Origin of the sequence: Pseudomonas triticifolii (genome assembly GCF_014358015.1) — a bacterium.
GTDB lineage: Bacteria > Pseudomonadota > Gammaproteobacteria > Pseudomonadales > Pseudomonadaceae > Aquipseudomonas > Aquipseudomonas triticifolii.
The window spans coordinates 193,977-216,746 of record NZ_JACONV010000002.1 but is presented as its reverse complement, the minus strand read 5'-3'; the positions used below and the strand labels follow the sequence as shown (position 1 = coordinate 216,746).

The 22,770-nt window shown below is 60.9% G+C and carries 21 protein-coding genes; 10 read left to right on the top strand and 11 right to left on the bottom strand.

The genetic code is table 11. The features are described from left to right. Positions 1-60: 60 nt before the first annotated feature. The 3 genes from H8S56_RS05695 to H8S56_RS05685 all read right to left on the bottom strand — a co-directional run bounded on the left by H8S56_RS05695 (position 61) and on the right by H8S56_RS05685 (position 1,930). On the bottom strand, positions 61-843 hold the full coding sequence (locus tag H8S56_RS05695) for an OmpA family protein (protein WP_024684696.1): 783 nt from the start codon (positions 841-843) through the stop codon (positions 61-63). Between the two features lie 60 nt (positions 844-903). After that, entirely contained in the window at positions 904-1,317 is a 414-nt protein-coding gene (locus H8S56_RS05690; RefSeq protein ID WP_024684697.1) for a DUF4398 domain-containing protein, read from the bottom strand. Between the two features lie 265 nt (positions 1,318-1,582). Then, the gene (locus tag H8S56_RS05685) at positions 1,583-1,930 is read right to left on the bottom strand and encodes a pilin assembly protein (protein WP_187518095.1); all 348 of its coding nucleotides are present in this window, start codon (positions 1,928-1,930) and stop codon (positions 1,583-1,585) included. A gap of 245 nt (positions 1,931-2,175) precedes the next feature. On the opposite strand from H8S56_RS05685, the gene ppc reads away from it, so the two are divergent. From ppc to H8S56_RS05650, 7 genes are all read left to right on the top strand, one after another. Continuing rightward, the gene (ppc, locus tag H8S56_RS05680; protein ID WP_187518094.1) at positions 2,176-4,812 is read left to right on the top strand and encodes a phosphoenolpyruvate carboxylase; all 2,637 of its coding nucleotides are present in this window, start codon (positions 2,176-2,178) and stop codon (positions 4,810-4,812) included. 283 nt (positions 4,813-5,095) lie between these two features. After that, complete coding sequence (adk, locus tag H8S56_RS05675) at positions 5,096-5,743, top strand: adenylate kinase (protein WP_024695009.1); 648 nt, start codon at positions 5,096-5,098, stop codon at positions 5,741-5,743. Positions 5,744-5,828: 85 nt separating this feature from the next. Beyond that, positions 5,829-6,503 carry a tRNA (adenosine(37)-N6)-threonylcarbamoyltransferase complex dimerization subunit type 1 TsaB gene (tsaB, locus tag H8S56_RS05670; RefSeq protein ID WP_024695010.1) on the top strand — a complete coding sequence of 225 codons (675 nt, stop codon included), beginning with the start codon at positions 5,829-5,831 and terminating at the stop codon, positions 6,501-6,503. Positions 6,504-6,702: 199 nt separating this feature from the next. Then, positions 6,703-7,023, top strand: a complete 321-nt coding sequence (locus tag H8S56_RS05665) for a hypothetical protein (protein ID WP_024684702.1) — start codon at positions 6,703-6,705, stop codon at positions 7,021-7,023. Continuing rightward, positions 7,023-7,889 carry a DUF72 domain-containing protein gene (locus H8S56_RS05660; protein WP_187518093.1) on the top strand — a complete coding sequence of 289 codons (867 nt, stop codon included), beginning with the start codon at positions 7,023-7,025 and terminating at the stop codon, positions 7,887-7,889. The genes H8S56_RS05665 and H8S56_RS05660 overlap by 1 nt, the downstream gene beginning before the upstream one ends. A 49-nt stretch (positions 7,890-7,938) precedes the next feature. Further along, positions 7,939-8,772, top strand: a complete 834-nt coding sequence (locus H8S56_RS05655; RefSeq protein WP_187518092.1) for an isocitrate lyase/PEP mutase family protein — start codon at positions 7,939-7,941, stop codon at positions 8,770-8,772. A gap of 2 nt (positions 8,773-8,774) precedes the next feature. Continuing rightward, entirely contained in the window at positions 8,775-9,464 is a 690-nt protein-coding gene (locus tag H8S56_RS05650; protein ID WP_024684705.1) for an extensin-like domain-containing protein, read from the top strand. Here the strand turns inward: H8S56_RS05650 and H8S56_RS05645 are convergent, their stop codons facing one another. Further along, positions 9,465-10,085, bottom strand: coding sequence for a hypothetical protein (locus H8S56_RS05645; RefSeq protein WP_024684706.1), 621 nt, complete (start codon positions 10,083-10,085; stop codon positions 9,465-9,467). A gap of 97 nt (positions 10,086-10,182) precedes the next feature. Between H8S56_RS05645 and H8S56_RS05640 the strand changes: the two genes are divergently transcribed. Beyond that, positions 10,183-10,977, top strand: a complete 795-nt coding sequence (locus tag H8S56_RS05640) for a class I SAM-dependent methyltransferase (RefSeq protein ID WP_187518091.1) — start codon at positions 10,183-10,185, stop codon at positions 10,975-10,977. Positions 10,978-10,993: 16 nt separating this feature from the next. Here the strand turns inward: H8S56_RS05640 and H8S56_RS05635 are convergent, their stop codons facing one another. Beyond that, positions 10,994-11,632: a TetR/AcrR family transcriptional regulator gene (locus tag H8S56_RS05635; protein ID WP_024684708.1), complete on the bottom strand. Its 639-nt coding sequence runs from the start codon at positions 11,630-11,632 to the stop codon at positions 10,994-10,996. Between the two features lie 90 nt (positions 11,633-11,722). Between H8S56_RS05635 and H8S56_RS05630 the strand changes: the two genes are divergently transcribed. Both H8S56_RS05630 and H8S56_RS05625 read left to right on the top strand, forming a co-directional pair. Beyond that, positions 11,723-12,823: an efflux RND transporter periplasmic adaptor subunit gene (locus tag H8S56_RS05630; protein WP_187518090.1), complete on the top strand. Its 1,101-nt coding sequence runs from the start codon at positions 11,723-11,725 to the stop codon at positions 12,821-12,823. A gap of 6 nt (positions 12,824-12,829) precedes the next feature. After that, complete coding sequence (locus H8S56_RS05625) at positions 12,830-15,901, top strand: efflux RND transporter permease subunit (protein WP_187518089.1); 3,072 nt, start codon at positions 12,830-12,832, stop codon at positions 15,899-15,901. 202 nt (positions 15,902-16,103) lie between these two features. On the opposite strand, the gene H8S56_RS05620 is transcribed toward H8S56_RS05625, so the two are convergent. The 6 genes from H8S56_RS05620 to dapE all read right to left on the bottom strand — a co-directional run bounded on the left by H8S56_RS05620 (position 16,104) and on the right by dapE (position 22,564). Next, entirely contained in the window at positions 16,104-16,793 is a 690-nt protein-coding gene (locus H8S56_RS05620; RefSeq protein WP_187518088.1) for a DUF4197 domain-containing protein, read from the bottom strand. Between the two features lie 73 nt (positions 16,794-16,866). After that, a complete protein-coding gene (locus tag H8S56_RS05615) occupies positions 16,867-17,271 on the bottom strand; it encodes a YbaY family lipoprotein (RefSeq protein WP_187518087.1) in 405 nt (134 codons plus the stop codon). Positions 17,272-17,333: 62 nt separating this feature from the next. Then, on the bottom strand, positions 17,334-19,826 hold the full coding sequence (gene plsB / locus H8S56_RS05610; RefSeq protein WP_187518086.1) for a glycerol-3-phosphate 1-O-acyltransferase PlsB: 2,493 nt from the start codon (positions 19,824-19,826) through the stop codon (positions 17,334-17,336). A gap of 380 nt (positions 19,827-20,206) precedes the next feature. Continuing rightward, entirely contained in the window at positions 20,207-20,584 is a 378-nt protein-coding gene (locus H8S56_RS05605; protein ID WP_024686157.1) for a hypothetical protein, read from the bottom strand. A gap of 19 nt (positions 20,585-20,603) precedes the next feature. Further along, positions 20,604-21,413 (bottom strand): putative RNA methyltransferase, encoded by an 810-nt coding sequence (locus tag H8S56_RS05600; RefSeq protein ID WP_024686158.1) that lies wholly within the window; start codon positions 21,411-21,413, stop codon positions 20,604-20,606. After that, positions 21,413-22,564 (bottom strand): succinyl-diaminopimelate desuccinylase, encoded by a 1,152-nt coding sequence (dapE, locus tag H8S56_RS05595; protein WP_024686159.1) that lies wholly within the window; start codon positions 22,562-22,564, stop codon positions 21,413-21,415. The genes H8S56_RS05600 and dapE overlap by 1 nt, the downstream gene beginning before the upstream one ends. Positions 22,565-22,770 lie beyond the last annotated feature (206 nt).

Below are 22,770 nucleotides of genomic sequence, written 5' to 3'. Positions count from 1 at the left end.
GGCATGAAAAAGCCCCGCCTGTATGCGCAGGCGGGGCTTTAGGTGCAGCCGCTCAGTCGATTATTTCATCGAAGAACGTGGGGCAACCGGCTGGTTGTCGTTGGAAATTGTTACTTCCACACGACGGTTCATGGCACGGCCGGAGTTGCTGGTGTTGTCAGCAACCGGGTATTCCTTGCCGTAACCCATGGCCACGATGCGGGTTGGGTCTACACCCATGCGGGTCAGCGCCATGCGAACCGAATTGGCGCGACGCTCGGACAGCGACTGGTTGTAGGCAGCCGAACCGGTGCTGTCGGTGTAGCCTTCAACGATCACCTTGCGGTCCTGGTTTTCCTGAAGGAAAGCGGCCAGTTTACCGATGTCGCCCTGAGCGCCTGGCTTCAGTTCAGCCTTGTTGTAGTCGAACAGCACGTCACCGAAGGTCACCAGGGTGCCGCGTTCGGTCTGCTTGGCATTCAGGCTGTTCTTGAGCGCAGCGATCTGAGCGTCACGGGCATCCAGACGAGCCTTGGCGCGTTCGGCCGAAGCGTTCTGCAGTGCAGCTTCGGAGTTGCGCAGGTTGATCGTCTGCTTGGCCAGTTCAACGCGCTGGTTGGTCAGGTAAGCGAGCTGGTCCACTTTCTTGACGTCGTCGTCATCGCGGAAGGCCTTTTCAGCCTTTGCCAGCCATTCACTCGCGTCCTTGGTCTCCAGCGCGGCAACCTTGGTGGCGTCCGGGTTGGTCTGCAGGGCGGTGAAGTTGGTACGCGCCTGATCAAGGTTAGGGTTTGGCTTGGTGGCACAGGCTGCCAAGGCAACGCTCATGGCCAGCAGGGCAGGGATCATCAATTGTTTACGCATAATTAGGGTCGTCCTTTAATCGATTACGAATGCATGAAAACCAAAGCTGGATGGCGGTGCTCACTGCACCTGGCGCATGCCTTCTTCACGTAGTTCGTTGACGCCCTGACGAGCATCCTGCACGGCTTTGGCGGCCTTGGCAGCCTGGGATTTGCGCTCGGCTACACGAGCGTCCCACTCAGCCTGCTCGGCCAGCTTGCGAGCTTCGTCGTACTTGTGGTCCTGCATGGCCAGATCAGCTTGCTTGAGCTTGTCTTGAGCCGACTTCATTTCCACCGCAGCAAACTCAGTACCGCCAGCGCTGACTGCGCTGTTCACGGCCGACTGAGAAACGGCGTACTGCTCGGATGGCGGGTTGCCTGCACAACCTGCAAGGATGAACGTGCTACCCAGAGCCAGCGCAGCGAGTTTCAGCCCGCGCAGACCTTTGAACTTGGTTTTGGCAGTAGGGGTGTTCATGGTGATCAACTCCATTGTCTGACTCCAAACGTGATTTTATCCATTACAGTCGTTATTCAGGCCGCGCATCAGGTTTGTTAACCGCCTGTTGCTCTTCGGGCTTTCCTGTAATGGTTAATGGCTCGGACCTTCGCGGTTTTTGAATAGTTCAGATAAATATTTTTCGAGCGACCATGAACGTTTTGCGGATCGCGGTTCAGACACGGTATCGGGTGTAACGCTTCAAGCCCGCCGTTTTCGGCACGGACGGGCTTGTAGGTAACGTCGCTTTACAGACTGTTCAGTCGTCCGTCGCAGCGTCTTGCTGTTCGGACAAAGTGTGCAGGTGATGTCTGGACAGCGCGAGAAAACGTGGGGTGGCACCGACGTCCTCATACAGCGGGTCGCCTTCTTCATCGGTGGACACCACATGCGATCCCTTTACATAGGGAAAGCTGGCTTCCAGTTCTTCCAGGGCCGCGCCGATCAGTTCGCCCAACAGCTCTTCAGGATGATGTTTGGGGTACATCTCGCAGAGTGCGGCCAGTCGTGCTGCCGATTCGATGTCCAGATGAATCGCATAGCGGGTCTTGGTCAGGCGTCCCTTGGCATTACGTTCCCAGTGCTGGGCAAGCTCGCGGATTTTCATGGTGACCTCTCGATGGGCTCGCTCGTGGCGAGTCTGTCCGGTGGTGAGTCGTTGTGTGGCTCAAGGATGAGATTAGTCTGTCTGAACGCCAGGGTGATGTGCGACGAATTCATGAAGGCATCTGCACAAGGATTTGTCGCTGAACCTACTTTTGATGCACTGTTGGCAGTGCGGATTTGAAGACACCCGTTCAGTTCGGGTGAGCAGTCAGGCAAAAGCCCATATAAAAACCGGGAGAGGGAACGATGGCTGATATCGATGCGCGTTTGCGCGAAGACGTTCACTTGCTGGGTGAGCTGTTGGGCAACACCATTCGCGAACAACGCGGTGCTGATTTTCTCGAGAAGATCGAGCGCATTCGCAAAAGCGCCAAGGCCGGCCGGCGCGGTTCGGCCGAAGGTGCGGAGGCGCTCAGTTCGAGCGTGGACAGCCTTGAAGACGACGAATTGCTGCCTGTTGCCCGTGCCTTCAATCAGTTCCTGAACCTGGCGAATATCGCTGAGCAATACCAGCTCATGCACCGGCGCGACGACGCGCAGCCTCAGCCATTCGAATCCCGTGTGCTGCCGGAGCTGCTGGAGCGCCTCAAGCGCGAAGGCCATACGCCCGACGCACTGGCGCGGCAACTGGGCAAGCTGGAGATTGAGCTGGTGCTCACCGCGCACCCGACCGAAGTGGCGCGGCGCACGCTTATCCAGAAGTACGATGCCATCGCCGCGCAACTGGCGGCACTGGACCATCGTGACCTGAACAGCCTGGAGCGCGAGCAGATCACCTCACGCTTGCAGCGTCTGATCGCTGAAGCCTGGCACACCGAGGAAATTCGCCGCATCCGGCCGACGCCGGTCGACGAGGCCAAGTGGGGCTTTGCGGTCATCGAGCATTCGCTGTGGCATGCGATCCCCAATTACCTGCGCAAGGCCGATCTGGCGCTGCAAGCAGCAACCGGCCTGCATTTGCCTCTGGAAGCGGCCCCTATCCGCTTTGCTTCATGGATGGGCGGTGATCGGGACGGCAACCCGAACGTCACTGCTGCCGTCACCCGCGAAGTGCTGCTGTTGGCCCGCTGGATGGCGGCCGACCTGTATTTGCGTGACGTGGACAGTCTGGCGGCCGACCTGTCGATGCAACAGGCTAGCGACGCGTTGCGGGCCAGTGCGGGCGACACTGCCGAGCCGTACCGCACCGAACTCAAACGCTTGCGTGAGCGCTTGCGGGCTACCCGTAACTGGGCCAATGCCTCGCTCACCGTGACGCAGCCTGCGCCTGAGGCCGTGCTGCACGACAATCGCGAGTTGATCGAGCCCTTGATGCTCTGCTTCCAGTCACTGCACGAGTGCGGCATGGGCGTGATCGCCGACGGTCCGCTGCTGGACTGCCTGCGTCGCGCCGTGACCTTCGGCCTGTTTTTGGTGCGTCTGGACGTGCGTCAGGACTCCAGTCGCCATTGCGCGGCCATGACGGAAATCACCGACTATCTGGGGCTGGGCCGTTACGAGGAATGGGACGAACAGACGCGCATCGAATTTTTGCTGCGTGAGCTGAACAACCGTCGTCCGCTCTTGCCCGCTTACTTCAAGCCCGCAGCGGATACCGCAGAAGTACTGGCCACGTGCCGGGAAGTGGCGGCGGCACCTGCAGCCTCGCTGGGTTCTTACGTGATTTCAATGGCGGGCGCCGCTTCCGACGTGCTTGCCGTGCAGCTGCTGCTTAAAGAAGCCGGTCTGCAACGGCCAATGCGTGTCGTGCCGCTGTTCGAGACGCTGGCCGACCTGGACAACGCTGGCCCGGTCATTGAAACGCTACTGGGTCTGCCGGGATATCGCTCGCGCTTGCACGGCCCTCAGGAAGTGATGATCGGTTATTCCGACTCGGCCAAGGACGCCGGCACCACGGCGGCGGCCTGGGCGCAGTATCGGGCCCAGGAAAAACTGGTGCAGATCTGCCGTGATCAGCAGGTCGAACTGCTGTTGTTCCACGGCCGTGGCGGTACGGTCGGGCGTGGAGGCGGCCCGGCGCATGCGGCCATCCTTTCACAGCCGCCGGGTTCGGTGGCAGGGCGTTTCCGCACCACTGAACAGGGTGAAATGATCCGCTTCAAGTTCGGCTTGCCGGACATTGCAGAGCAGAACCTCAACCTGTATCTGGCCGCTGTGCTGGAGGCAACCTTGCTGCCGCCTCCGCCGCCTGAACCGGCGTGGCGCACAATGATGGACCAGCTGGCCAGCGACGGTGTCAGCGCCTACCGTGCAGTGGTCAGGGAAAATCCCGAGTTCGTCGAGTATTTCCGTCAGGCCACGCCTGAGCAGGAGCTGGGCCGTTTGCCGCTGGGCAGCCGTCCCGCCAAGCGCCGTGAAGGTGGGGTTGAAAGCCTGCGTGCGATCCCGTGGATCTTTGCCTGGACCCAGACGCGGTTGATGCTGCCCGCCTGGCTGGGCTGGGAAGCTGCGTTGACCAGGGCGCTGGAACGTGGAGAGGGTGATTTGCTCGCGCAGATGCGCGAACGCTGGCCGTTCTTCCGGACCCGCATCGACATGCTCGAAATGGTGCTGGCCAAAGCCGACGCCGACATCGCGCGGCTCTACGATGAGCGGCTGGTCAGTCAGGAACTGCAACATTTAGGCTCACATTTACGCGACCTATTGTCGCAGGCCTGCAACGTGGTTCTGGGACTTACCGGCCAGACGCAATTGCTGGCACACAGCCCGGAAACGCTTGAGTTCATCAGCTTGCGCAACACGTACCTGGACCCGCTGCATCTGCTCCAGGCGGAGCTGCTTTCTCGTTCCCGGCATCGCGAGGCGAATCTGGACAGCCCTCTGGAACTGGCGTTGCTGGTGTCCGTGGCGGGAATTGCCGCCGGGCTGCGCAATACCGGTTGAGTGCGTCCGTTTGGCGACAGGCTGTCTGTTTGACGCCCGTCAGGGCGGGTATGGCGTTTACGGGCTAACCTGCCCAAGAGGTTGCAGTAGGTCATACCGCTTGATAATCACGGCGCACATGCGGGTGCGCCGTGGGGTTACTGCGACTTTCGGCGGCTTGTGCGCCTCGGGTCGGCTGTGTATCTTGATCAGCCTTTTGGCCTATTGGCCTGATTCAGTTTTTTAGATTGGCCCATGAGGCGAATCCTATGATTTCTATATAAAAAATTTGAGGAGCATGACGATGCGCGTGATTCTGCTGGGAGCTCCCGGTGCCGGTAAAGGTACTCAGGCAAAATTCATCACTGAAAAGTTCGGCATCCCGCAAATTTCGACAGGCGACATGCTGCGCGCAGCGGTCAAGGCCGGTACAGAGCTGGGCATCAAGGCCAAGAGCGTCATGGATTCAGGCGGTCTGGTTTCCGATGACCTGATCATCGGCCTGATCAAGGACCGTCTGGCCGAGCCGGATTGCGAGAATGGCGTGCTGTTCGACGGCTTCCCGCGCACCATTCCACAGGCCGAGGCACTGCTCAAGGCCGGTCTGGAAATCGACCACGTACTGGAAATCGCTGTCGATGACGAAGAAATCGTCCAGCGCATGTCCGGCCGTCGTGTTCACCCGGCTTCCGGGCGCACCTATCACCTGCAGTACAACCCGCCGAAGGTCGAAGGCAAGGATGATGTCACGGGCGAAGACCTGGTTCAGCGCCCTGACGACGTCGCTGAAACCGTACGCCATCGCCTGGCGGTCTACCACGAGCAGACCAAGCCGCTGGTCGAGTTCTACAGCAAACTGAGCGCGCAGAACGGCAAGCCCAAGTGCAGCCACATTCCGGGCGTCGGTTCTGTTGAAGAGATCACTGCAAAAGTGCTCAAAGCACTGAGCTGAGTCGATACAGCGTCTCAACAATGGCCCGCTTGCGGGCCATTTGTCATTTATACTGCGCCACTTTTCCATGACGACGGACACACCGATGACCACCTTGCTGGCCCTGGACACCGCCACTGAAGCCTGCTCGGTCGCTTTGCTGCATGACGGCAAGGTACTGAGCCACTACGAGGTGATTCCGCGCCTGCATGCCCAGCGCCTGCTGCCGATGATCAAGGACCTGCTGGCCGAGGCGGGGATTGCCCTGTCGGCGCTGGACGCCATTGCCTTCGGCCGTGGTCCGGGAGCGTTCACCGGTGTGCGGATTGCGATCGGTGTCGTTCAGGGACTGGCCTTCGCGCTGGAGCGTCCCGTTTTGCCGGTTTCCAACCTGGCGGTGCTGGCGCAGCGAGCCTACCGCGAGCAGGGTGTATCGCAGGTGGCTGCGGCCATTGATGCGCGCATGGATGAGGTCTATTGGGGTTGCTATCACGAGAGGGCGGGCGAGATGCGTCTGGTCGGTCATGAAGCGGTCATGGCGCCCGAACTGGCCGCCTTGCCCCTGGACGCTACGGGGCAGTGGTTCGGCGCGGGCACCGGTTGGGGCTATGCCGAGCGTATCCCGGTTACGTTGGCGGGGCAGGATGCAAGCCTGCTGCCTCATGCTCAGGATCTGCTGACGCTTGCCACCTTCGCCTGGAATCGCGGCGAAGCCGTGCCGGCGGATGATGCGCAGCCGGTCTATCTACGTGACAAAGTGGCGACGCCAAAGGCGCGATAGTGGTGAGCGTTGCAACCCCCGAGTTATGACGATTGCAACCTGCGTATCAATTTGCCATCTACCGTTTATCGTTTTAGTGTGACTTCAAGCGCCTGGGCTCAAACAATTTGCAATATGTGTGGTCTAGTTAACGTTAGGGAATTTGCCAGTATCCGGACTGTAACGTTAAATTGCCACTACAGAAGCCGAGTAACTACCGATGCGCATTGACGGACCATCACAACGTTCATACCCCATCAAGCGAAAGCCGCAGAAGCGCCCTTCGACGGTGGAGGGTTCCTTCGAGGAAATCTCTTCCGACGCGGACCTCCCCGCGCTGCCTGCGCCTGCCAATGCTGCCCGCCGTCAGGCGGATGAGGGCCCGATTTCAAGTACTGGCAATGTACCCGCACGTCCTCAGGACATCATCTTTCCGCGCTCCATGAGTTCTCGTGTCGCCAACGCCCTGGCCAGTTACCTGACCACGGCCAGTTTTGTGGATTGGGACCTTGAAGTATCGGGGCTCGATCTTCACGTCTGATGGTGTCCGGTCTTCCTTACTACCTGGGGTGTCCGTCCTGGAGCGAAAACGCCTGGCGCGACTCGCTGTACCCCGAAGAGGCTCGTCCTGCTGACTTTCTGAGCCTTTACACCCAAGTCTTCAATGTCGTCGAAGGCAATACGACGTTCTACGCCCGGCCCGCGGCCTCCACCGTGCAGCGTTGGGCCGAAGTGATGCCGGAAGATTTTCGCTTCACCGCCAAGTTTCCCCGCGACATCAGCCACGGCGGCGATCTGCGTGCCCAGGTAACCGCTGCTGAAACGTTCATTCAACTCATGGCCCCGCTGGGCACGCGCGTAGCGCCGTTCTGGTTGCAGTTGTCGGCCAGTTTCACGCCACAGCGCCTGGCAGAACTGGCGGGGTTCATTGATGAGTTGAACGTGCCCTTGGCCGTTGAAGTTCGCAACATGGCCTTTTTCATGAAAGGCGATGAGGAGCGCATGCTCAATCGTCTTCTGCTGGACCGTGGCATCGAACGCATCTGCCTGGACTCGCGCGCGCTGTTCAGCTGCGTGTCCAGTGACCCCGCCGTGCTGCATGCACAGTCCAAGAAACCCAAGGTGCCCGCTCGCCCAGCCGCACTGACTCAACATCCTCAGGTACGATTCATCGGTCGCCCTGAGCTGGAAGCCAATGACCCGTTTCTGGTGCAGTGGGTTGAGAAGGTGGCCGTGTGGATTGAAGAGGGTCGTGTGCCCTACGTGTTCCTGCACACCCCGGATAACCTGCGGGCGCCTGATCTGGCGCGGCGCTTTCATGAGCAATTGATGGTGCGCCTGCCAGGGTTGCCGCCATTGTCTGAACTGGATCGTGGTCCAGAGGTGGAGCAGTTGGGCTTGCTCTGAGGTCGATAGGTGTGGGTTTATTGAAACCTGTCACCCGGAGAGCACGCCCATGGACTCGCAACAACGTCTCAAAGCACAGACATTCAAGGCCTTGCATGAGCGCGAAGGTGCGTTCGTGATGCCCAACCCCTGGGATGCAGGCTCGGCAAAGCTACTGGCGTCGCTGGGTTTCGAGGCCTTGGCGACCACCAGCGCCGGTCTGGCATTCGCCCTGGGCCGCGCCGACGCCGAGGGCGCACTCAGCCGCGATGACACCCTCGCCAACGTGGCGGCTATTGTCGCGGCCACGCCACTCCCGGTCGCGGCCGACCTGGAAAACGGCTTTGCCGACAGCCCCGAAGGCTGCGCCGAGACGCTGCTCAAGGCGGCTGCGGCGGGTATCGTGGGCGGTTCCATCGAGGACGCCAGCGGGCAGGCAGACAACCCCATCTATGACTTCGACCTGTCCGTTGCGCGCGTGCGGGCTTCGGTCGCTGCCGTGCGCGACCTGCCGTTTCCTTTCATGCTGACGGCGCGGGCGGAAAACCTGTTGCACGGCCGGATGGACTTCGCCGACACCTTGCGCAGGCTTGAAGCGTACGCAGAGGCGGGGGCGGATGTGCTCTACGCGCCCGGCCTGCGTACTCGTGAAGAGGTGATCGCCGTCGTGCGTGCGGTCGCGCCCAGGCCTGTGAATGTTCTGATGGGGCTGGGTGGCGTGGCGCTTTCGGTTGCGGACCTGAGCGAGTGCGGCGTCAAACGCATCAGCGTCGGCTCTTCGCTGGCGCGCGCAGCATTGGGTGGGCTGTATCGTGCAGCGGAGGAAATCCGTCACTACGGCACGTTCAATTACGCCGGACAGGCGTTGCCTTTCGATCAACTGAACGATCTGTTCAAGGGCTGAGCATGCGCGTATTCCTGATGTTGCTGGTGCTGTGCGCAGTCGGGGTTTTCGCGGTGTGGCGTGGCTGGGTCGACGTGCCTCCGCAATGGAACCCTTGGGCACCGCTGGATGTTCGCGCCGAGCCGAATCTGTTGACGCCCTTCAAGTTGTCACGCCTGCGAGATGACCCGGCGTTATGCGATCAGGTGCTGAGCGCATCCGGGCTGCGTTTCAGTCGTCAGGCCGACAGCCCGGATTCGGCGCGATGTCCACTGGAAAATACCTTGCGCGTGCAGGGTGGGGATGTGGCGCTGAGCAGCAGCTTTCTGGCCAGTTGCCCCTTGGCCGTGGCTTATGTGCTGTTCGATATCCATGCGCTGCAACCCGCGGCTGAGACGGTGTTCGGTCAGCGCGTTGCGCGTATCGATCACCTTGGCAGCTTTGCCTGTCGCAACATCTACAACCGCGCCAATAGCCGGCTCAGTCAGCATGCGACCGCCAATGCGCTGGATATCGCCGGTTTCCGTCTGGACGACGGTCAACGTATCAATCTGCTCAAGGACTGGAACGATACCGGGGATAAAGGGCGCTTTCTCAGGCTAGTGCGTGATGGGGCCTGCAAGAGCTTCAGCACGGTGCTGGGGCCGGAGTACAACGCGGCGCATCGTGATCATTTTCATGTGGACATGGGACGTTGGCAGGTGTGTCGCTGATCAGGCCGCCATGCGCAGGTTTTGCAGGATCAACGGGCGGGCCCAGACGCTGTCGTAGTCGAACTGACGCTGTTGCGTGGCGAGGGTTTCTTCGTCCAGCGGCAGGGCGGCCTTGTCAGCCAGTTCCCATTCGAGCTCGGCGATAGGCAGATGCAGCGCACGTGGCTGTGGTGCTGGACCAGGCGTCACGTCGCTGTGGGCGTTGAGCACGGTAGGCCGCACCCAGTTACTTTCGAATTCCAGATGGCGCTGCTGCTCAATGATGTCAGCAATGCTGAACGGTTCTGCTGGTGGAGGCAGCAAATCCAGTTCGAATTCGGCAATCGGCAGAAACAGCGGTTCAGGTGGTTTGACTTCGGTGTCGGCGACCGGACAGGCGCGCTGCTCGACAATCTTGCCCAGGGTTTTGGCACCGGCAACCGGCTCGCCAGTCTCAACGTCCACTTCCACAGTGCTGGGATGCACGGGGGTCGGGGTGCTGTCGGCAACCTGATCGGCCATCGCTCGTGCAAACGCATCCGACCACAACTGCGTGACACCACCGAGGGTGCGGCTGTTGCGGACGCTAAAGTCGCCTGAGTGCGACAAATAGCCAATGGATGTTTGAACAATGTCTGACATAGCGATCAGTACTGGCCTTGGGTCTGGCAAAATGCCGGATACTTTGGTTATCGGCAGATTTTGCCGATCATTAACAATTTTTGAGTGTGTGGGCGCAATGAGTGAACAGCAGGCAGGCAGTCGTATACGGGTCGAAGCCCTGACCGCAAGTGGGCAGGATCAGGCCGCGCAGTGGGCGGCGCGGCTGGGCTTGCCGTTGCAGGACGAAGAGGCGGATTTTGCCCTGCAAGTCACCGACGAAGGCCTGCAGTTGCAGCAGTTGGGTGACGATGCGCCGGGGGCGGTGCGGGTCGATTTCGTCGAGGGCGCGGTGGCCCATCGCAGGCTGTTCGGTGGCGGCACCGGGCAGATGATCGCCAAGGCAGTGGGCATCCAGCCGGGTATCCGGCCTCGTGTGCTGGATGCCACGGCGGGGTTGGGCAAGGATGCGTTCGTGCTGGCAAGTCTGGGGTGCGAGATGAGTCTGATCGAACGCCAGCCGATCATCGCTGCGTTGCTGGAGGACGGGCTGTCACGTGGGCGCAACGACCGTGATGTGGGTTCGATCATCAATCAGATGCGCTTGCTGACCGGCAACTCTATCCAGCTGATTCGTGACTGGCAGGGCGAGCCGCCGCAAGTCATCTACCTTGATCCCATGTTCCCGCATCGGGAAAAAACCGCGCTGGTCAAAAAGGAGATGCGTCTGTTTCGTCCGCTGGTGGGCGATGACATGGATGCGCCCGCCTTGCTGGAAGCGGCGCTGGCGTTGGCCACGCACCGTGTCGTGGTCAAGCGTCCGCGTAAGGCACCTTGCATTGACGGTGCCAAACCGGGCTACGCACTGGATGGCAAATCCAGCCGCTATGACATTTACCCGAAGAAAGCCTTGAAGCCCAGGCCCGTCGAGTGAGCCGGTTATTCGTCGATCAGTCGCCTGGGGCATAGGCGCGCATGAACAGCGTGACGACCTCACGCACATGCCGCTCGGCGCAGTCTTCGTCCGGCTGCACGCTGCATCCCACCAGCAAGCGGAAGTTGTGAATACCTTTCACCATATTCAGAAAATGCTCGGCAGCCCGCAGAGGATTTTCGATGCGCAGGCTGCCGGTTGCGTCGATTTCGATCAGCACGCGTTCCATTTCACTGATGAGCTTTTGCGGCCCGGCCTCGAAGAAGATCATCGACAGCTGCGGATCCTGCGAGCCCAGCGTCACCATCAATCGGTGCAGTTCGAGGGATTCGGGGCTGTTGACCAGGCATTGGAAGGCGCGGGCGATGTTGAGCAGCGCGGTCTCGACGGTCGCGCCTTGCGCCAGATGAAACAGCACAGCAGGCATCTGCTCTTCGCAACGCGCCACCACGGCGGCTGAGAATAGCGTTTCCTTGTCGGTGAAGTGGCTGTAGACCGTCAGCTTGGAGACGCCGGCTTCGCTGGCAATCGCGTCCATACTGGTATTCACGTAGCCGTTACTGATGAACAGGTTCTTCGCCGACTCAAGAATGGCCTTGCGCTTCTCAAGGTCCTTGGGGCGACCGGGTCCGGTATTCAATGGGGCGTCAGGCATGGCTTCGAATAATGTACTGGTGAGTTTGATAATTTTTAATATACTCGCCAGTACAATTATTCCAAGCTTGTTTTGATGAAGGTTTACATCATGTTCCGCGATGTCATGCCGCTTGTCGTTCCCCTGTGTCTGGTTTCATTGCTGACCGCCTGCGGCCAGGAGAGCACCGCGCCTGTGGTGATTCGTCCTGCAATGGTGGTGCAGCCGTTGCCTTCCGCTCAATCCATGGACAGCTACCCTGGCGAGGTCCGTGCGCGCTTCGAGCCTGAGCTGGCGTTCCGTATCTCCGGCAAGGTCAGCAAGCGCATGGTCGAGGAGGGGCAGCGGGTCAAGGCCAACCAGCCACTGGCCGAGCTGGACGCGCAGGACGTACGCCTGCAACTGGACGCCACCCGCGCACAAGTCACCGCCGCCGAAGCCAACCTGCAACTGGTGCGCTCGGAGCGGGATCGCTACAAGACCCTGCTGGACCGGCAGATGGTCAGCCGTTCGCAATACGACAACGCCGAAAACCTCTATCGCTCGGGCGAAGCGCGACTCAAGCAGATCAAGGCCGAGCTGACGGTTGCCGACAACCAGACCAGCTACACCGTGCTGCGCGCGTCACAAGATGGCGTGATCGCCAGGCGTTCGGTGGAGGTCGGGCAAGTGGTGGCTGCGGGGCAGACCGTCTTCACCTTGGCCACCGACGGTGAGCGGGAAGTGTCGATCAGCTTGCCGGAGCAGAACTTTGCCCGTTTCAAGGTCGGTCAGCCGGTCTCGGTCGAGCTGTGGACGCTGCGCGATCAACGCTTCCCCGGCCGCATTCGTGAATTGTCGCCTTCCGCCGATCCCCGCTCGCGAACCTTCGCAGCGCGCGTCGCGTTTGCCAGCGGGCAGGTCCCGGTGGAGCTGGGCCAGAGTGCCCGGGTGTTCATCGCGTCCGAGCACGCAGTGCCGCTGGCGGTGCCGCTCGCGGCACTGACGGCCGAGAACGGTGGCACGTATGTATGGCGGGTCGCTCCCGACAGCACCGTGAGCCGCGTGCCGGTGCAGGTCGGGCCTTATGGCCAGGAGTCGGTGCCGGTGCTTCAAGGCTTGAAAGAGACCGACTGGGTCGTGGCCGCAGGCGGGCATGTGTTGCGCGAAGGCGAGCGAATTCGTCCAGTGGACCGCAGTAATCGGGCCGTGAAACTGGCTGCCAAGGAGTAGGCCTCGATGCATTTCAATCTTTCCGAATGGGCGCTGCGTCACCGCCAGGTCGTGCTGTATCTGATGATCGTGCTGGCCATCGTCGGCGCGTTGTCCTACACCAAGCTGGGTCAGAGCGAAGATCCGCCGTTCACCTTCAAGGCCATGGTGATCCGCACCCTGTGGCCCGGCGCCAGCGCTGAAGAAGTGGCCCGTCAGGTCACGGACCGCATCGAAAAGAAACTCATGGAAACCGGCGAGTACGAGCGCATTGCATCCTTCTCGCGGCCTGGGGAGTCCACGGTCACGTTCGTGGCGCGCGACTCGATCTTCTCCGCCTATCTGCCCGAACTCTGGTATCAGTTGCGCAAGAAGGTCGGCGATATCCGCCAGAGCCTGCCGCCTGGCGTGCAGGGACCGTTCTTCAATGATGAGTTCGGTACCACGTTTGGCAATATCTACGCGCTGACCGGCCAGGGGTTTGATTACGCGGTGCTCAAGGACTACGCCGACCGTATTCAGATTCAACTGCAGCGGGTCAAGGATGTCGGCAAGGTCGAGTTGATCGGTCTGCAGGACGAGAAGATCTGGATCGAACTGTCCAACGTCAAGCTCGCCACGCTGGGCCTGCCGTTGCAGCAGGTGCAGCAGGCCCTTGAAGCGCAGAATGCCGTGTCGGCGGCCAGTTTCTTCGAGACTTCCACTGAGCGTATCCAGCTGCGTGTCAGTGGCCGTTTCGAAAGCGTCGACGAGATTCGCAACTTCCCGATTCGGGTTGGCGACCGTACCTTGCGCATCAGTGATCTGGCTGACGTCCATCGCGGTTTCAACGATCCACCCGCGCCGCGCATGCGCTTCATGGACGACGATGCGATTGGCCTGGCCGTGGCGATGAAAAACGGCGGCGACATTCTGGTGCTGGGGCGGGCGCTGGAAGCCGAGTTCGCCAGGCTGCAGAAAAACCTTCCGGCCGGTATGCAATTGCGCAAGGTGTCCGACCAGCCTGCAGCCGTGAAGACCGGTGTCGGCGAGTTCGTTCAGGTACTGGCCGAAGCGTTGATCATCGTCCTGCTGGTGAGTTTCTTCTCGCTGGGAGTCCGTACCGGCATGGTGGTGGCGTTGTCCATTCCACTGGTGCTGGCCATGACGTTTGCGACCATGTATTACCTGGGCATCGGCCTGCACAAGATTTCGCTCGGTGCACTGGTGCTGGCACTGGGGTTGCTGGTGGACGATGCCATCATTGCTGTAGAGATGATGGCGATCAAGATGGAACAGGGTTACGACCGGCTCAAGGCGGCCAGCTTCGCCTGGACCAGTACGGCGTTCCCGATGCTGACCGGTACGCTGATCACGGCAGCGGGTTTTCTGCCGATTGCCACCGCGCAATCAAGCACCGGCGAATACACCCGCTCGATCTTTCAGGTGGTGACCATTGCCCTGATTGCCTCGTGGATTGCGGCGGTGATGTTTGTGCCGTATCTGGGCGACCGGCTGTTGCCGGACCTTGCCAGGCGGCATGCGCAAAAGCATGGCGGGGCCCACGCACCTGACCCTTACGCGACGCCTTTCTACCAGCGTATCCGTGCATTGGTGGGCTGGTGCGTGCGTCGCCGCAAGACGGTGATCGTGGCCACCGTCGGTCTGTTCGTGTTGTCAGTGGTGATGTTTAAGTTCGTCCCGCAACAGTTCTTCCCGGCTTCCGGTCGTCTGGAGCTGATGGTCGACCTGAAGCTCGCCGAAGGGTCTTCGCTGGTCAACACCGCCGAGCAGGTCAAGCGCCTGGAGCAGATGCTCAAGGGGCACGAAGGCATCGACAACTACGTCGCTTACGTCGGCACCGGCTCGCCCCGTTTTTACCTGCCGCTGGACCAGCAATTGCCCGCGCCCAGCTTTGCGCAGTTCGTTGTGCTCACCCGCAGCATTGAAGACCGGGAGGCGCTGCGCACCTGGCTGATCAGCCACCTTAACGAGCAATTCCCGACCCTGCGCTCCAGGGTGACGCGTCTGGAAAACGGCCCGCCTGTGGGCTATCCGGTGCAATTTCGCATCACCGGCGAGCACATCGAAGTGGTGCGCGCGCTGGCGCGCAAGGTGCAGGATAAGGTCCGCGAAAACCCCCACGTCTCCAATGTTCACCTCGACTGGGAAGAGCCAAGCAAAGTCGTGCACCTGAACATCGATCAGGATCGCGCGCGTGCCCTGGGCGTGACCACCGCAGATTTGTCGGCGTTCCTGCGCAACTCGCTCACCGGCTCCAACGTCAGCCAGTATCGCGAAGACGATGAACTGGTGGACATCATGGTGCGCGGCACACGCAACGAGCGTGAGCAACTGGAGTCGCTGTCCAGTCTGGCGATTCCCACGCAAAACGGGACCAGTGTGGCGTTATCGCAAGTGGCCACTCTGGATTACGGCTTTGAAGAGGGCGTTATCTGGCACCGCAATCGCTTGCCGAACGTGACCGTGCGCGCTGACATCTACGGCAAGGATCAACCGGCAACGCTGGTCAAACAGATCCTGCCGACGCTGGAGTCGGTGCGTGCCGAATTGCCGGACGGCTATCTGCTGGAAGTGGGCGGTACGGTAGAGGATTCCGCACGCGGACAGAACTCGGTCAATGCCGGCGTTCCCTTGTTCATCGTTGTGGTGCTGACCTTGCTGATGATCCAGTTGCGCAGCTTTTCGCGCATGCTGATGGTGTTCGTGACCGCGCCGCTGGGCCTGATCGGGGTGACGCTGTTTCTGCTGATCTTCAACCAGCCGTTCGGCTTCGTGGCAATGCTGGGCACCATCGCGCTGTCGGGGATGATCATGCGCAACTCGGTGATTCTGGTGGACCAGATCGAGCAGGACATCGCCGCCGGGCTGGATCAATGGCACGCGATCATCGAAGCCACCGTTCGCCGCTTCCGGCCCATCGTGCTGACCGCACTGGCCGCTGTGCTGGCCATGATCCCGCTGTCACGCAGCCTGTTCTTCGGCCCGATGGCCGTGGCGATCATGGGCGGCCTGATCGTCGCCACCGCACTGACGCTGCTGTTTTTGCCTGCGCTGTATGCGGCGTGGTTCAGGGTCAAGAAAGTGGAGGGCGTTTGATCGGTGTGATCTCGCGGCGAGTATCGGATTGTGGGAGGCGCTACCACGTCCTGCACGTAGCGCTGTCGCACAGCAAACTCAGTGGGAGCGGACCGGGCGGCGTTCCGCTTGTCCGCGAAAAGGCCATTACATCAGACGAATATTCATCGACTGAATTACAGCATTCGCGGACAAGTCCGCTCCCACGAGTTTGCCGAAGCGCTTACAAGGCACCAAATACCTTTTTCGCCAGCCCCGTCGCGGCCGCGGCCGGGTTGGCGCGGATGCTTTCTTCCTGTTTGGCGATCATTTCGAACAGCCCGTTGAGCGCCTGTTCGGTCACGTAACTTTCGATGTTGGCGCTTTTGGTATCCAGCATGCCCAGTGCCGACGCCTTACCAGCAAAAGCGTTGTATTTTTGCGCCAGACCGACTTGATCGGTGGCTTTCTTGACGATGGGCAGGAATTTTGCGCGGATCTGTTCGCGGCTGCTGCTGTTCAGGTACTGAGTCGCTGAATCCTTGCCACCGCTGAGAATCGCCTTGGCGTCGGTCACGCTCATTTTCTTCACGGCATCCACCAGCAGCGCTTGCGCCTGCGGCACAGCGGCTTCGGCGGCCTGGTTCATGCTGGCTTCCAGCTGATCGACCTGAGTGCCCATGCCGAGCATTTTCATTTTCTTGGCGACTTGACCCAGTTTGCCAGGCAGTTCGATGCGCACTTCATCGTTTTTGCTGAAACCGCCGGGTACGCCCAGTTGCTTGACGGCAACTTGTGCGCCTTGGGTCAAGGCGTCTTTGAGGCCGCCCGTGGCGTCTGATTGCGACAGGTCGCCCAGCGACAGGGCGAAAACGTTGGCCGACAGCAGCAGGCCTGCGCAGAGGCCAGCAAAGGTAAACGAGGGGCGAAGCATGGCAGCATCCTTTTAAGAGAAATCTTGGAAGCAGCACCAAAGCATATATCGGCGCTGTATGGCAGTGAGCGTATCAGGGAAGCTGCTGCGCGGGGTTCAATCTGATGCGTAAGGGAACGGGATCGGTGCCGTCCAGTTTTACAGCATGCTGTTCGGTGCTGATGAACAACAGTTTGCCGTCGGCTTCGATTATCGCACTGACTGCATAGCGATGACCTGGCTGGACCTGAGCGGCGTCGTATTCCAGGTGAAATGCCAGCGGGACCTGGCCTTTCACCGGGCCGCTCTGACGCGCCAGTTGCAAGGCAGCCACATCGGCTTTCGAGACATCCTGAAGGCTGACGCTGAGGACAGCAGAAGGCGGCAGGGCGATGCGTTGCAGGTAGAACACCTCGCCGTCGAGGCTGGCGTGGGGTGTTTGCGGGCTACTGCAGGCTCCGAGCAGGGCAGTGGCAAGGATGAGGCTGAGCTTTTTCATGTGAATCTCCGTTTCGATCACGCCAGAAGAAGCCTGGCGTGATCGGCGGGAATTTAGCGCATTCAGCTGACCGGGTCTGCTTCGGTTACATTTTCGTGCTGGTGCAACGCCACCTGCCGGATCGACAGCCTGATCTCTGCCGGCAACACGCGTTTGGCGGCACCTTCGGCCAGGTCACCGAGCAGCGGGTGATAACTGAGCTTGCCAGCGGAGTCCTTGCGCAACACGCCCTGGTCGAGCAGGGACTGGATGAAGTGCCGGAACAGGCTCTTGTCGAAGAATTCCGGCGCATTCAGGCCATGCAGAATCGACAGACGCTGGGCCATGACCGTACACAGGTCCTCCAGCTCCTCGGGGCTCAGGGTGTTCTGGCCGCTGTTGAGCAGCAGAGCGATGGCCATGTAGAAGCGCTGCAGGGTTTGAGCAATGGCGCGTGACAACAGGGTCAGTAGCACGAATTCGCGAGAGCTGGGCTCCGGGCGGACGTACACGTCGTCCTTGAGACGCAGCAGACCTTGCTCTACAAAAGCCGCCAGCCACTGGTCCACAACCTCGTCCAGCTCGCTGAGCGGCCAGCGGATGAACAGCTCCGATTGCAGGTACGGATACAGCGCCCGGGTATAACGCAGGATCAGCTCACGGCTCATGCGCGAAGAGCTCTGGAAGAAACTGGCCAGCAACGACGGCAGCGCGAAGATGTGCAGCACGTTGTTGCGGTAGTACGTCATCAGAACGGCGTTCTGCTCGTTCAGGTACAGAATCCGGCCCAGCGCATCCTTTTGTTCGGCGAGCAGGTCCATGCCTTTCACATGCTCGATCAACGCGCGGCCATCGCCTTCCGGCAGGGTCGTGTGCGGCGAGTACGGCACGGCGCGCAGCAGCGTCAGGTACAGGTCGAGCACCCGTTCCATGGCCTGATCATCCAGTGCCAGACGATGGGTGGACAGCAACGCCACGGCCACCAGGTTCATCGGGTTGACGGCTGCCGCTTCGTTCAGGTGTTGAGCCACACGTTCGCCCAGGCGGTGGGTGGTGCCGCTCAGCCAGTCCGGCTTGAACTGCGGAGCCAGCTCCTGTTCACGCCAGTTCGGCTGTTCGGCATCGAGATACTCGGCCAGCTTGATCGGCTCGCCGAAATTCACCGAAACCTGACCGAAGCGTTGCTTGAGCGCGCCGATGACTTTGAAGATGTCGAAGATCGACTCTTTCTTCTTGGTCGCGCCGCGCAATTCACCCAGATAGGTGCGCCCTTCAAGTACCCGCTCGTAGCCGATGTACACGGGGATGAATACGATCGGCATGCGCGAGTTGCGCAAAAAGCTGCGCATCGTGATGGCGAGCATGCCGGTCTTGGGTTGCAACATGCGTCCGGTGCGCGAGCGGCCGCCTTCCACGAAGTACTCGACCGGGAAACCCTTGGTGAACAAGGTGTGCAGGTATTCGTTGAACACCGCGGTGTACAGCGGGTTGCCCTTGAAGGTGCGGCGCATGAAAAACGCGCCGCCGCGTCGCAGCAGGCTGCCGATCACCGGCATGTTCAGGTTGATGCCCGCCGCGATGTGCGGCGGCGTAAGGCCATTGCGAAACAGCAGGTAAGAGAGCAGCAGGTAATCAATGTGGCTGCGGTGGCAGGGCACATAAATGACCTCATGGCCGGGCGCGACTTCCTGCACGCCTTCGATGTGGCTGACCTTGATGCCGTCGTAGATCTTGTTCCAGAACCAGCTCAGCACCACTTCCAGAAAGCGGATGGCCGAATAGGTGTAGTCCGAGGCGATCTCATTGCCATAACGCAGCGCCAGCGCCCGGGCCTTGTCTTCGGAAATCTTCTCGCGCTCGGCTTCCTCAAGAATGGCCTGCTTGACCAACGGCTCGTCCAGCAGGCCCTTGACCACGTTACGCCGGTGCGACACGTCGGGGCCGATCACGGCGCTTTTCAGGTTGCGGAAATGCGTGCGCAACAGACGCTGTGTCATGCGCAGCGTCAGCTCGTAGCCTTTATTCTCATCAACCAGTTCACGCATGTGAATGGGCGCAGAAAACTGCACGCGCGTCTTGCGGCCCAGAATCAGAATGCTCACCAGACGACGCAGGCGACCTGTAACGGCCCAACTGTCGGCAAATAGCAGCTTCCAGGCGCTGGATTCGCGATCGGGCGACTGGCCCCAGAACACACTGACCGGAATGATCTGCGCATCTTCGGCCGGGTTCTGGCTGACCGCTGCGACCAGCCGCTCAAGCGTGGGCGGTGCGCCGCGCTTGTCGTGGCGGCCGAGCCAGTCCGGGGAAGGCGTCAGGTAGAAGAACGCAGCGGGCTCCATCAGCTTGCCGACCGAGACCGACAGCACCGGGCGCGGCAGACCAGCCTTGCGGCATTCGGTGTCGATGACCGCCAGATCGCTGATCGACGGCGATTGCAGGGCATAGAACACCGGACGGCTGCGATCCAGGTTCAGTGTGAAAGACGATTGATTGATGGTTTCCGAGCGAACCCAGAGGTACAACAAACGGCGCAGAGTGCCGAATACAAGACGGCGGAACGGAGAGCGAGTCATACGGCTTCTGCTGAATAAAGGGCGGCTGCCCGAGATGGCGCCAGTGTGACGCATCCCGAGGCGATGGGCAAAAAGGGTGACGTGAGCCGAGTGCGCAGAGCGTCACGGGCTGCATGCTCACGCGGAGCACTCATCGTTATACACACGTCCGGAAGACGCGGAAAACCGGGGCCAAAACGAACGTGTCTGACCGAATGCTTACGTGTGGGAGGCGGCTTGCCGGCGATGGCGTCAGTTCAGCCGCTGATGGGTTGCTTAAGAAAACGCCTCGCCGGCAAGCCGCCTCCCACAGTCGGTGGTTGCAGCAGGACTTGTGCATAACGATGGGCGCGGCGCATGGGCAGGATCAGAGCTGTGTGTGCCAGCTGCAATCCTGTCGCTTACGAAGTCCGCCAGGTGATTTCTTCTTCACCATCGGCACTGATGCGCATCCAGCGGTCGGCGGTGTCGTCGCTTTCCTCTTCCACCCAGGTGCCCGGTGCACAGCGGACTTCGACGTTGAGCGCAGCAAACGCGGCGCGGGCGCAGGCGATGTCGTCTTCCCACGGCGTCTGGTCGCTTTCCAGGTACAGGCTGTTCCACTTGCCCACCGCCTTCGGCAGCCAGGTGACCGGCACGCTGCCAGCCTTGCACTTCCAGGTCTGACCTTTCTGGACCCAGTCGCTGCAAGGGCCAAGGGCCTGGCCGAGCCATTGGGCGATAGCCTTGTGATCGACGTCTTCGTCTTTCAGGTAAATCTCGATATCAGGTTGGCGCATGGGTGCCTCTTTTGAATGCTTATTGCAGCACGAAATAATCGTAGCGCATGGAAACGGTGACTTTGAACGGTCCGGGTTGCTCGATGACGGCGGTGCGACGTTCGGCGCTCGCGCGCCAGCCGTGCGGGGTCATGGCCAGCAGGTCGGCGCGTGACTGGCCGTCGATCAGCTTCAACGTGTAGCGCAGCGTTTCGCTGTGCTGGAGCTGCATCCCTTGCGGGACCAGTGCCAAGTGCTTGTCATCGGCGTAATCGCGCACTTCGTCGTACAGACGCTGGCGCAGTTCCATCAAGTGCTCATTGGTCGGGCCGACGCGCATCAACCCGCCGCCCGGCGTCAGTAAACGCTTGGCTTCGTTCCAGTCCAGAGGGCTGAAAACGCTCGCCAGAAACTGACAGCTGGCGTCCGGCAATGGCACGCGGGCCATGCTGGCGACCATCCAGGTCACCTTCGGATCACGACGGCAGGCGCGCTTGACGGCCTCGCGTGAGATATCCAGCGCGTAGCCATCGGATCTGGGCAGCGCCTCGGCGATCTGTTGGGTGTAATAACCCTCGCCACAGCCAATGTCCAGCCAGTGGGCAGGCCTGCGCTCAGCCGCCAGCTCGGCCAGTCGCCGGGCGACCGGCGAATAATGGCCTGCGTTGAGAAAGTCTCGCCGTGCCTCGACCATCGCCTGATTGTCGCCAGGGTCGCGGCTGTTCTTGTGCTGCACCGGCAACAGGTTCAGGTAACCCTGCCGCGCACGGTCGAAGCGATGATTGGCGGGGCAGACCACGCCATTGTCGGCCGCACTGAGCGGTGCCGAGCAGATCGGACACGTCAGCATCAGGCGAGCAACTTGACCAGTGTCTGGTAGTAGATCTCGGTCAGTACGTCGAGGTCGCTTGCCAGAATGCGCTCGTTGACCTGATGGATCGTCGCGTTGACCGGGCCCAGCTCAACCACCTGGGTGCCCAGTGTTGCGATAAAGCGACCATCCGAGGTGCCGCCACTGGTCGAAGCCTGGGTGTCGCGGCCCGTGACGCTCTTGATGCTTGCGGACACCGCGTCCAGCAACGCACCCGGTTCGGTCAGGAACGGCAGACCGGACAGCGCCCAGTCGATGTGCCAGTCCAGCTCATGCTTGTCGAGAATGGTGGCAACGCGCTGCTGCAGGCCTTCGACCGTCGATTCGGTGGAGAAACGGAAGTTGAACACCGCCACCAGATCGCCCGGAATCACGTTGGTCGCGCCTGTGCCGGAATTGAGGTTGGAAATCTGGAAGCTGGTCGGCGGGAAGAAATCGTTGCCGTTGTCCCAGTGCTCGGCAGCCAGCTCGGCGAGCGCGGCCGCGGCCAGGTGAATCGGGTTTCTGGCCAGGTGCGGATAGGCGACATGCCCCTGTTTGCCGCGCACGGTGAGTTTGGCACCCAGCGAGCCACGACGGCCGTTCTTGACGACATCACCCACCAGCGTGGTGCTTGACGGTTCGCCGACGATGCACCAGTCCAGACGTTCCTTGCGCGCCGCCAGACGCTCGACCACTGCCTTGGTGCCGTGGTGCGCCGGACCTTCTTCGTCGCTGGTGATCAGAAACGCCACCGATCCCCGGTGATCGGGATGGTCGGCGACGAAGCGCTCGGCTGCCACCAGCATCGCCGCCAGACTGCCCTTCATGTCCGCCGCGCCGCGTCCGCACAGCATGCCGTGCTCGTCGATCAGTGCGTCGAACGGATCGTTCTGCCAGGCCGTGACCGGCCCGGTCGGCACCACATCGGTGTGGCCGGCAAAACACAGCACCGGACCTTCCCGGGTGCCGTGGGTCGCCCAGAAGTTGTCTACTTCTTCGATACGCATCGGCTCAAGCTTGAACCCGGCCTCGCCCAGCCGCTGCATCATCACGGTCTGGCAATCGGCATCGACGGGCGTGACCGACGGTCGACGGATCAAATCGCAGGCAAGCTGCAGGGTGGGCGAAAGGTCGGATGAAGCCGTCATGTACAGAACTCCGGTAGCAAGACTGGGGGCGCGAAAAGGGCGTTATCTTATAGCAAAACGACGGCCTCAAGGCCGTCGTTTATCATGTCTTGCTGTTCTGTCAGCACCTCAACGTTTTGGCCTCAATGTGCCCATTGCTTATGCCCGTTTCTATCAACGGACTGGAGAGCGGGACGCGAAGGGTGTCGCAAGGCGTGTGAACCCCT

Bases quoted from the DNA above. Each gene is read 5' to 3' on its own strand.
- H8S56_RS05605 (WP_024686157.1), bottom strand. From the start codon at position 20,584: ATGCGCCAACCTGATATCGAGATTTACCTGAAAGACGAAGACGTCGAT.
- H8S56_RS05650 (WP_024684705.1), top strand. From the start codon at position 8,775: ATGCGCGTATTCCTGATGTTGCTGGTGCTGTGCGCAGTCGGGGTTTTC.
- H8S56_RS05655 (WP_187518092.1), top strand. From the start codon at position 7,939: ATGGACTCGCAACAACGTCTCAAAGCACAGACATTCAAGGCCTTGCAT.
- H8S56_RS05695 (WP_024684696.1), bottom strand. From the start codon at position 843: ATGCGTAAACAATTGATGATCCCTGCCCTGCTGGCCATGAGCGTTGCC.
- plsB (WP_187518086.1), bottom strand. From the start codon at position 19,826: ATGACTCGCTCTCCGTTCCGCCGTCTTGTATTCGGCACTCTGCGCCGT.
- dapE (WP_024686159.1), bottom strand. From the start codon at position 22,564: ATGACGGCTTCATCCGACCTTTCGCCCACCCTGCAGCTTGCCTGCGAT.
- H8S56_RS05685 (WP_187518095.1), bottom strand. From the start codon at position 1,930: ATGAAAATCCGCGAGCTTGCCCAGCACTGGGAACGTAATGCCAAGGGA.
- H8S56_RS05630 (WP_187518090.1), top strand. From the start codon at position 11,723: ATGTTCCGCGATGTCATGCCGCTTGTCGTTCCCCTGTGTCTGGTTTCA.
- H8S56_RS05645 (WP_024684706.1), bottom strand. From the start codon at position 10,085: ATGTCAGACATTGTTCAAACATCCATTGGCTATTTGTCGCACTCAGGC.
- H8S56_RS05620 (WP_187518088.1), bottom strand. From the start codon at position 16,793: ATGCTTCGCCCCTCGTTTACCTTTGCTGGCCTCTGCGCAGGCCTGCTG.
- H8S56_RS05640 (WP_187518091.1), top strand. From the start codon at position 10,183: ATGAGTGAACAGCAGGCAGGCAGTCGTATACGGGTCGAAGCCCTGACC.
- tsaB (WP_024695010.1), top strand. From the start codon at position 5,829: ATGACCACCTTGCTGGCCCTGGACACCGCCACTGAAGCCTGCTCGGTC.
- H8S56_RS05690 (WP_024684697.1), bottom strand. From the start codon at position 1,317: ATGGAGTTGATCACCATGAACACCCCTACTGCCAAAACCAAGTTCAAA.
- adk (WP_024695009.1), top strand. From the start codon at position 5,096: ATGCGCGTGATTCTGCTGGGAGCTCCCGGTGCCGGTAAAGGTACTCAG.
- H8S56_RS05615 (WP_187518087.1), bottom strand. From the start codon at position 17,271: ATGAAAAAGCTCAGCCTCATCCTTGCCACTGCCCTGCTCGGAGCCTGC.
- H8S56_RS05625 (WP_187518089.1), top strand. From the start codon at position 12,830: ATGCATTTCAATCTTTCCGAATGGGCGCTGCGTCACCGCCAGGTCGTG.
- H8S56_RS05635 (WP_024684708.1), bottom strand. From the start codon at position 11,632: ATGCCTGACGCCCCATTGAATACCGGACCCGGTCGCCCCAAGGACCTT.
- ppc (WP_187518094.1), top strand. From the start codon at position 2,176: ATGGCTGATATCGATGCGCGTTTGCGCGAAGACGTTCACTTGCTGGGT.
- H8S56_RS05660 (WP_187518093.1), top strand. From the start codon at position 7,023: ATGGTGTCCGGTCTTCCTTACTACCTGGGGTGTCCGTCCTGGAGCGAA.
- H8S56_RS05665 (WP_024684702.1), top strand. From the start codon at position 6,703: ATGCGCATTGACGGACCATCACAACGTTCATACCCCATCAAGCGAAAG.
- H8S56_RS05600 (WP_024686158.1), bottom strand. From the start codon at position 21,413: ATGCTGACGTGTCCGATCTGCTCGGCACCGCTCAGTGCGGCCGACAAT.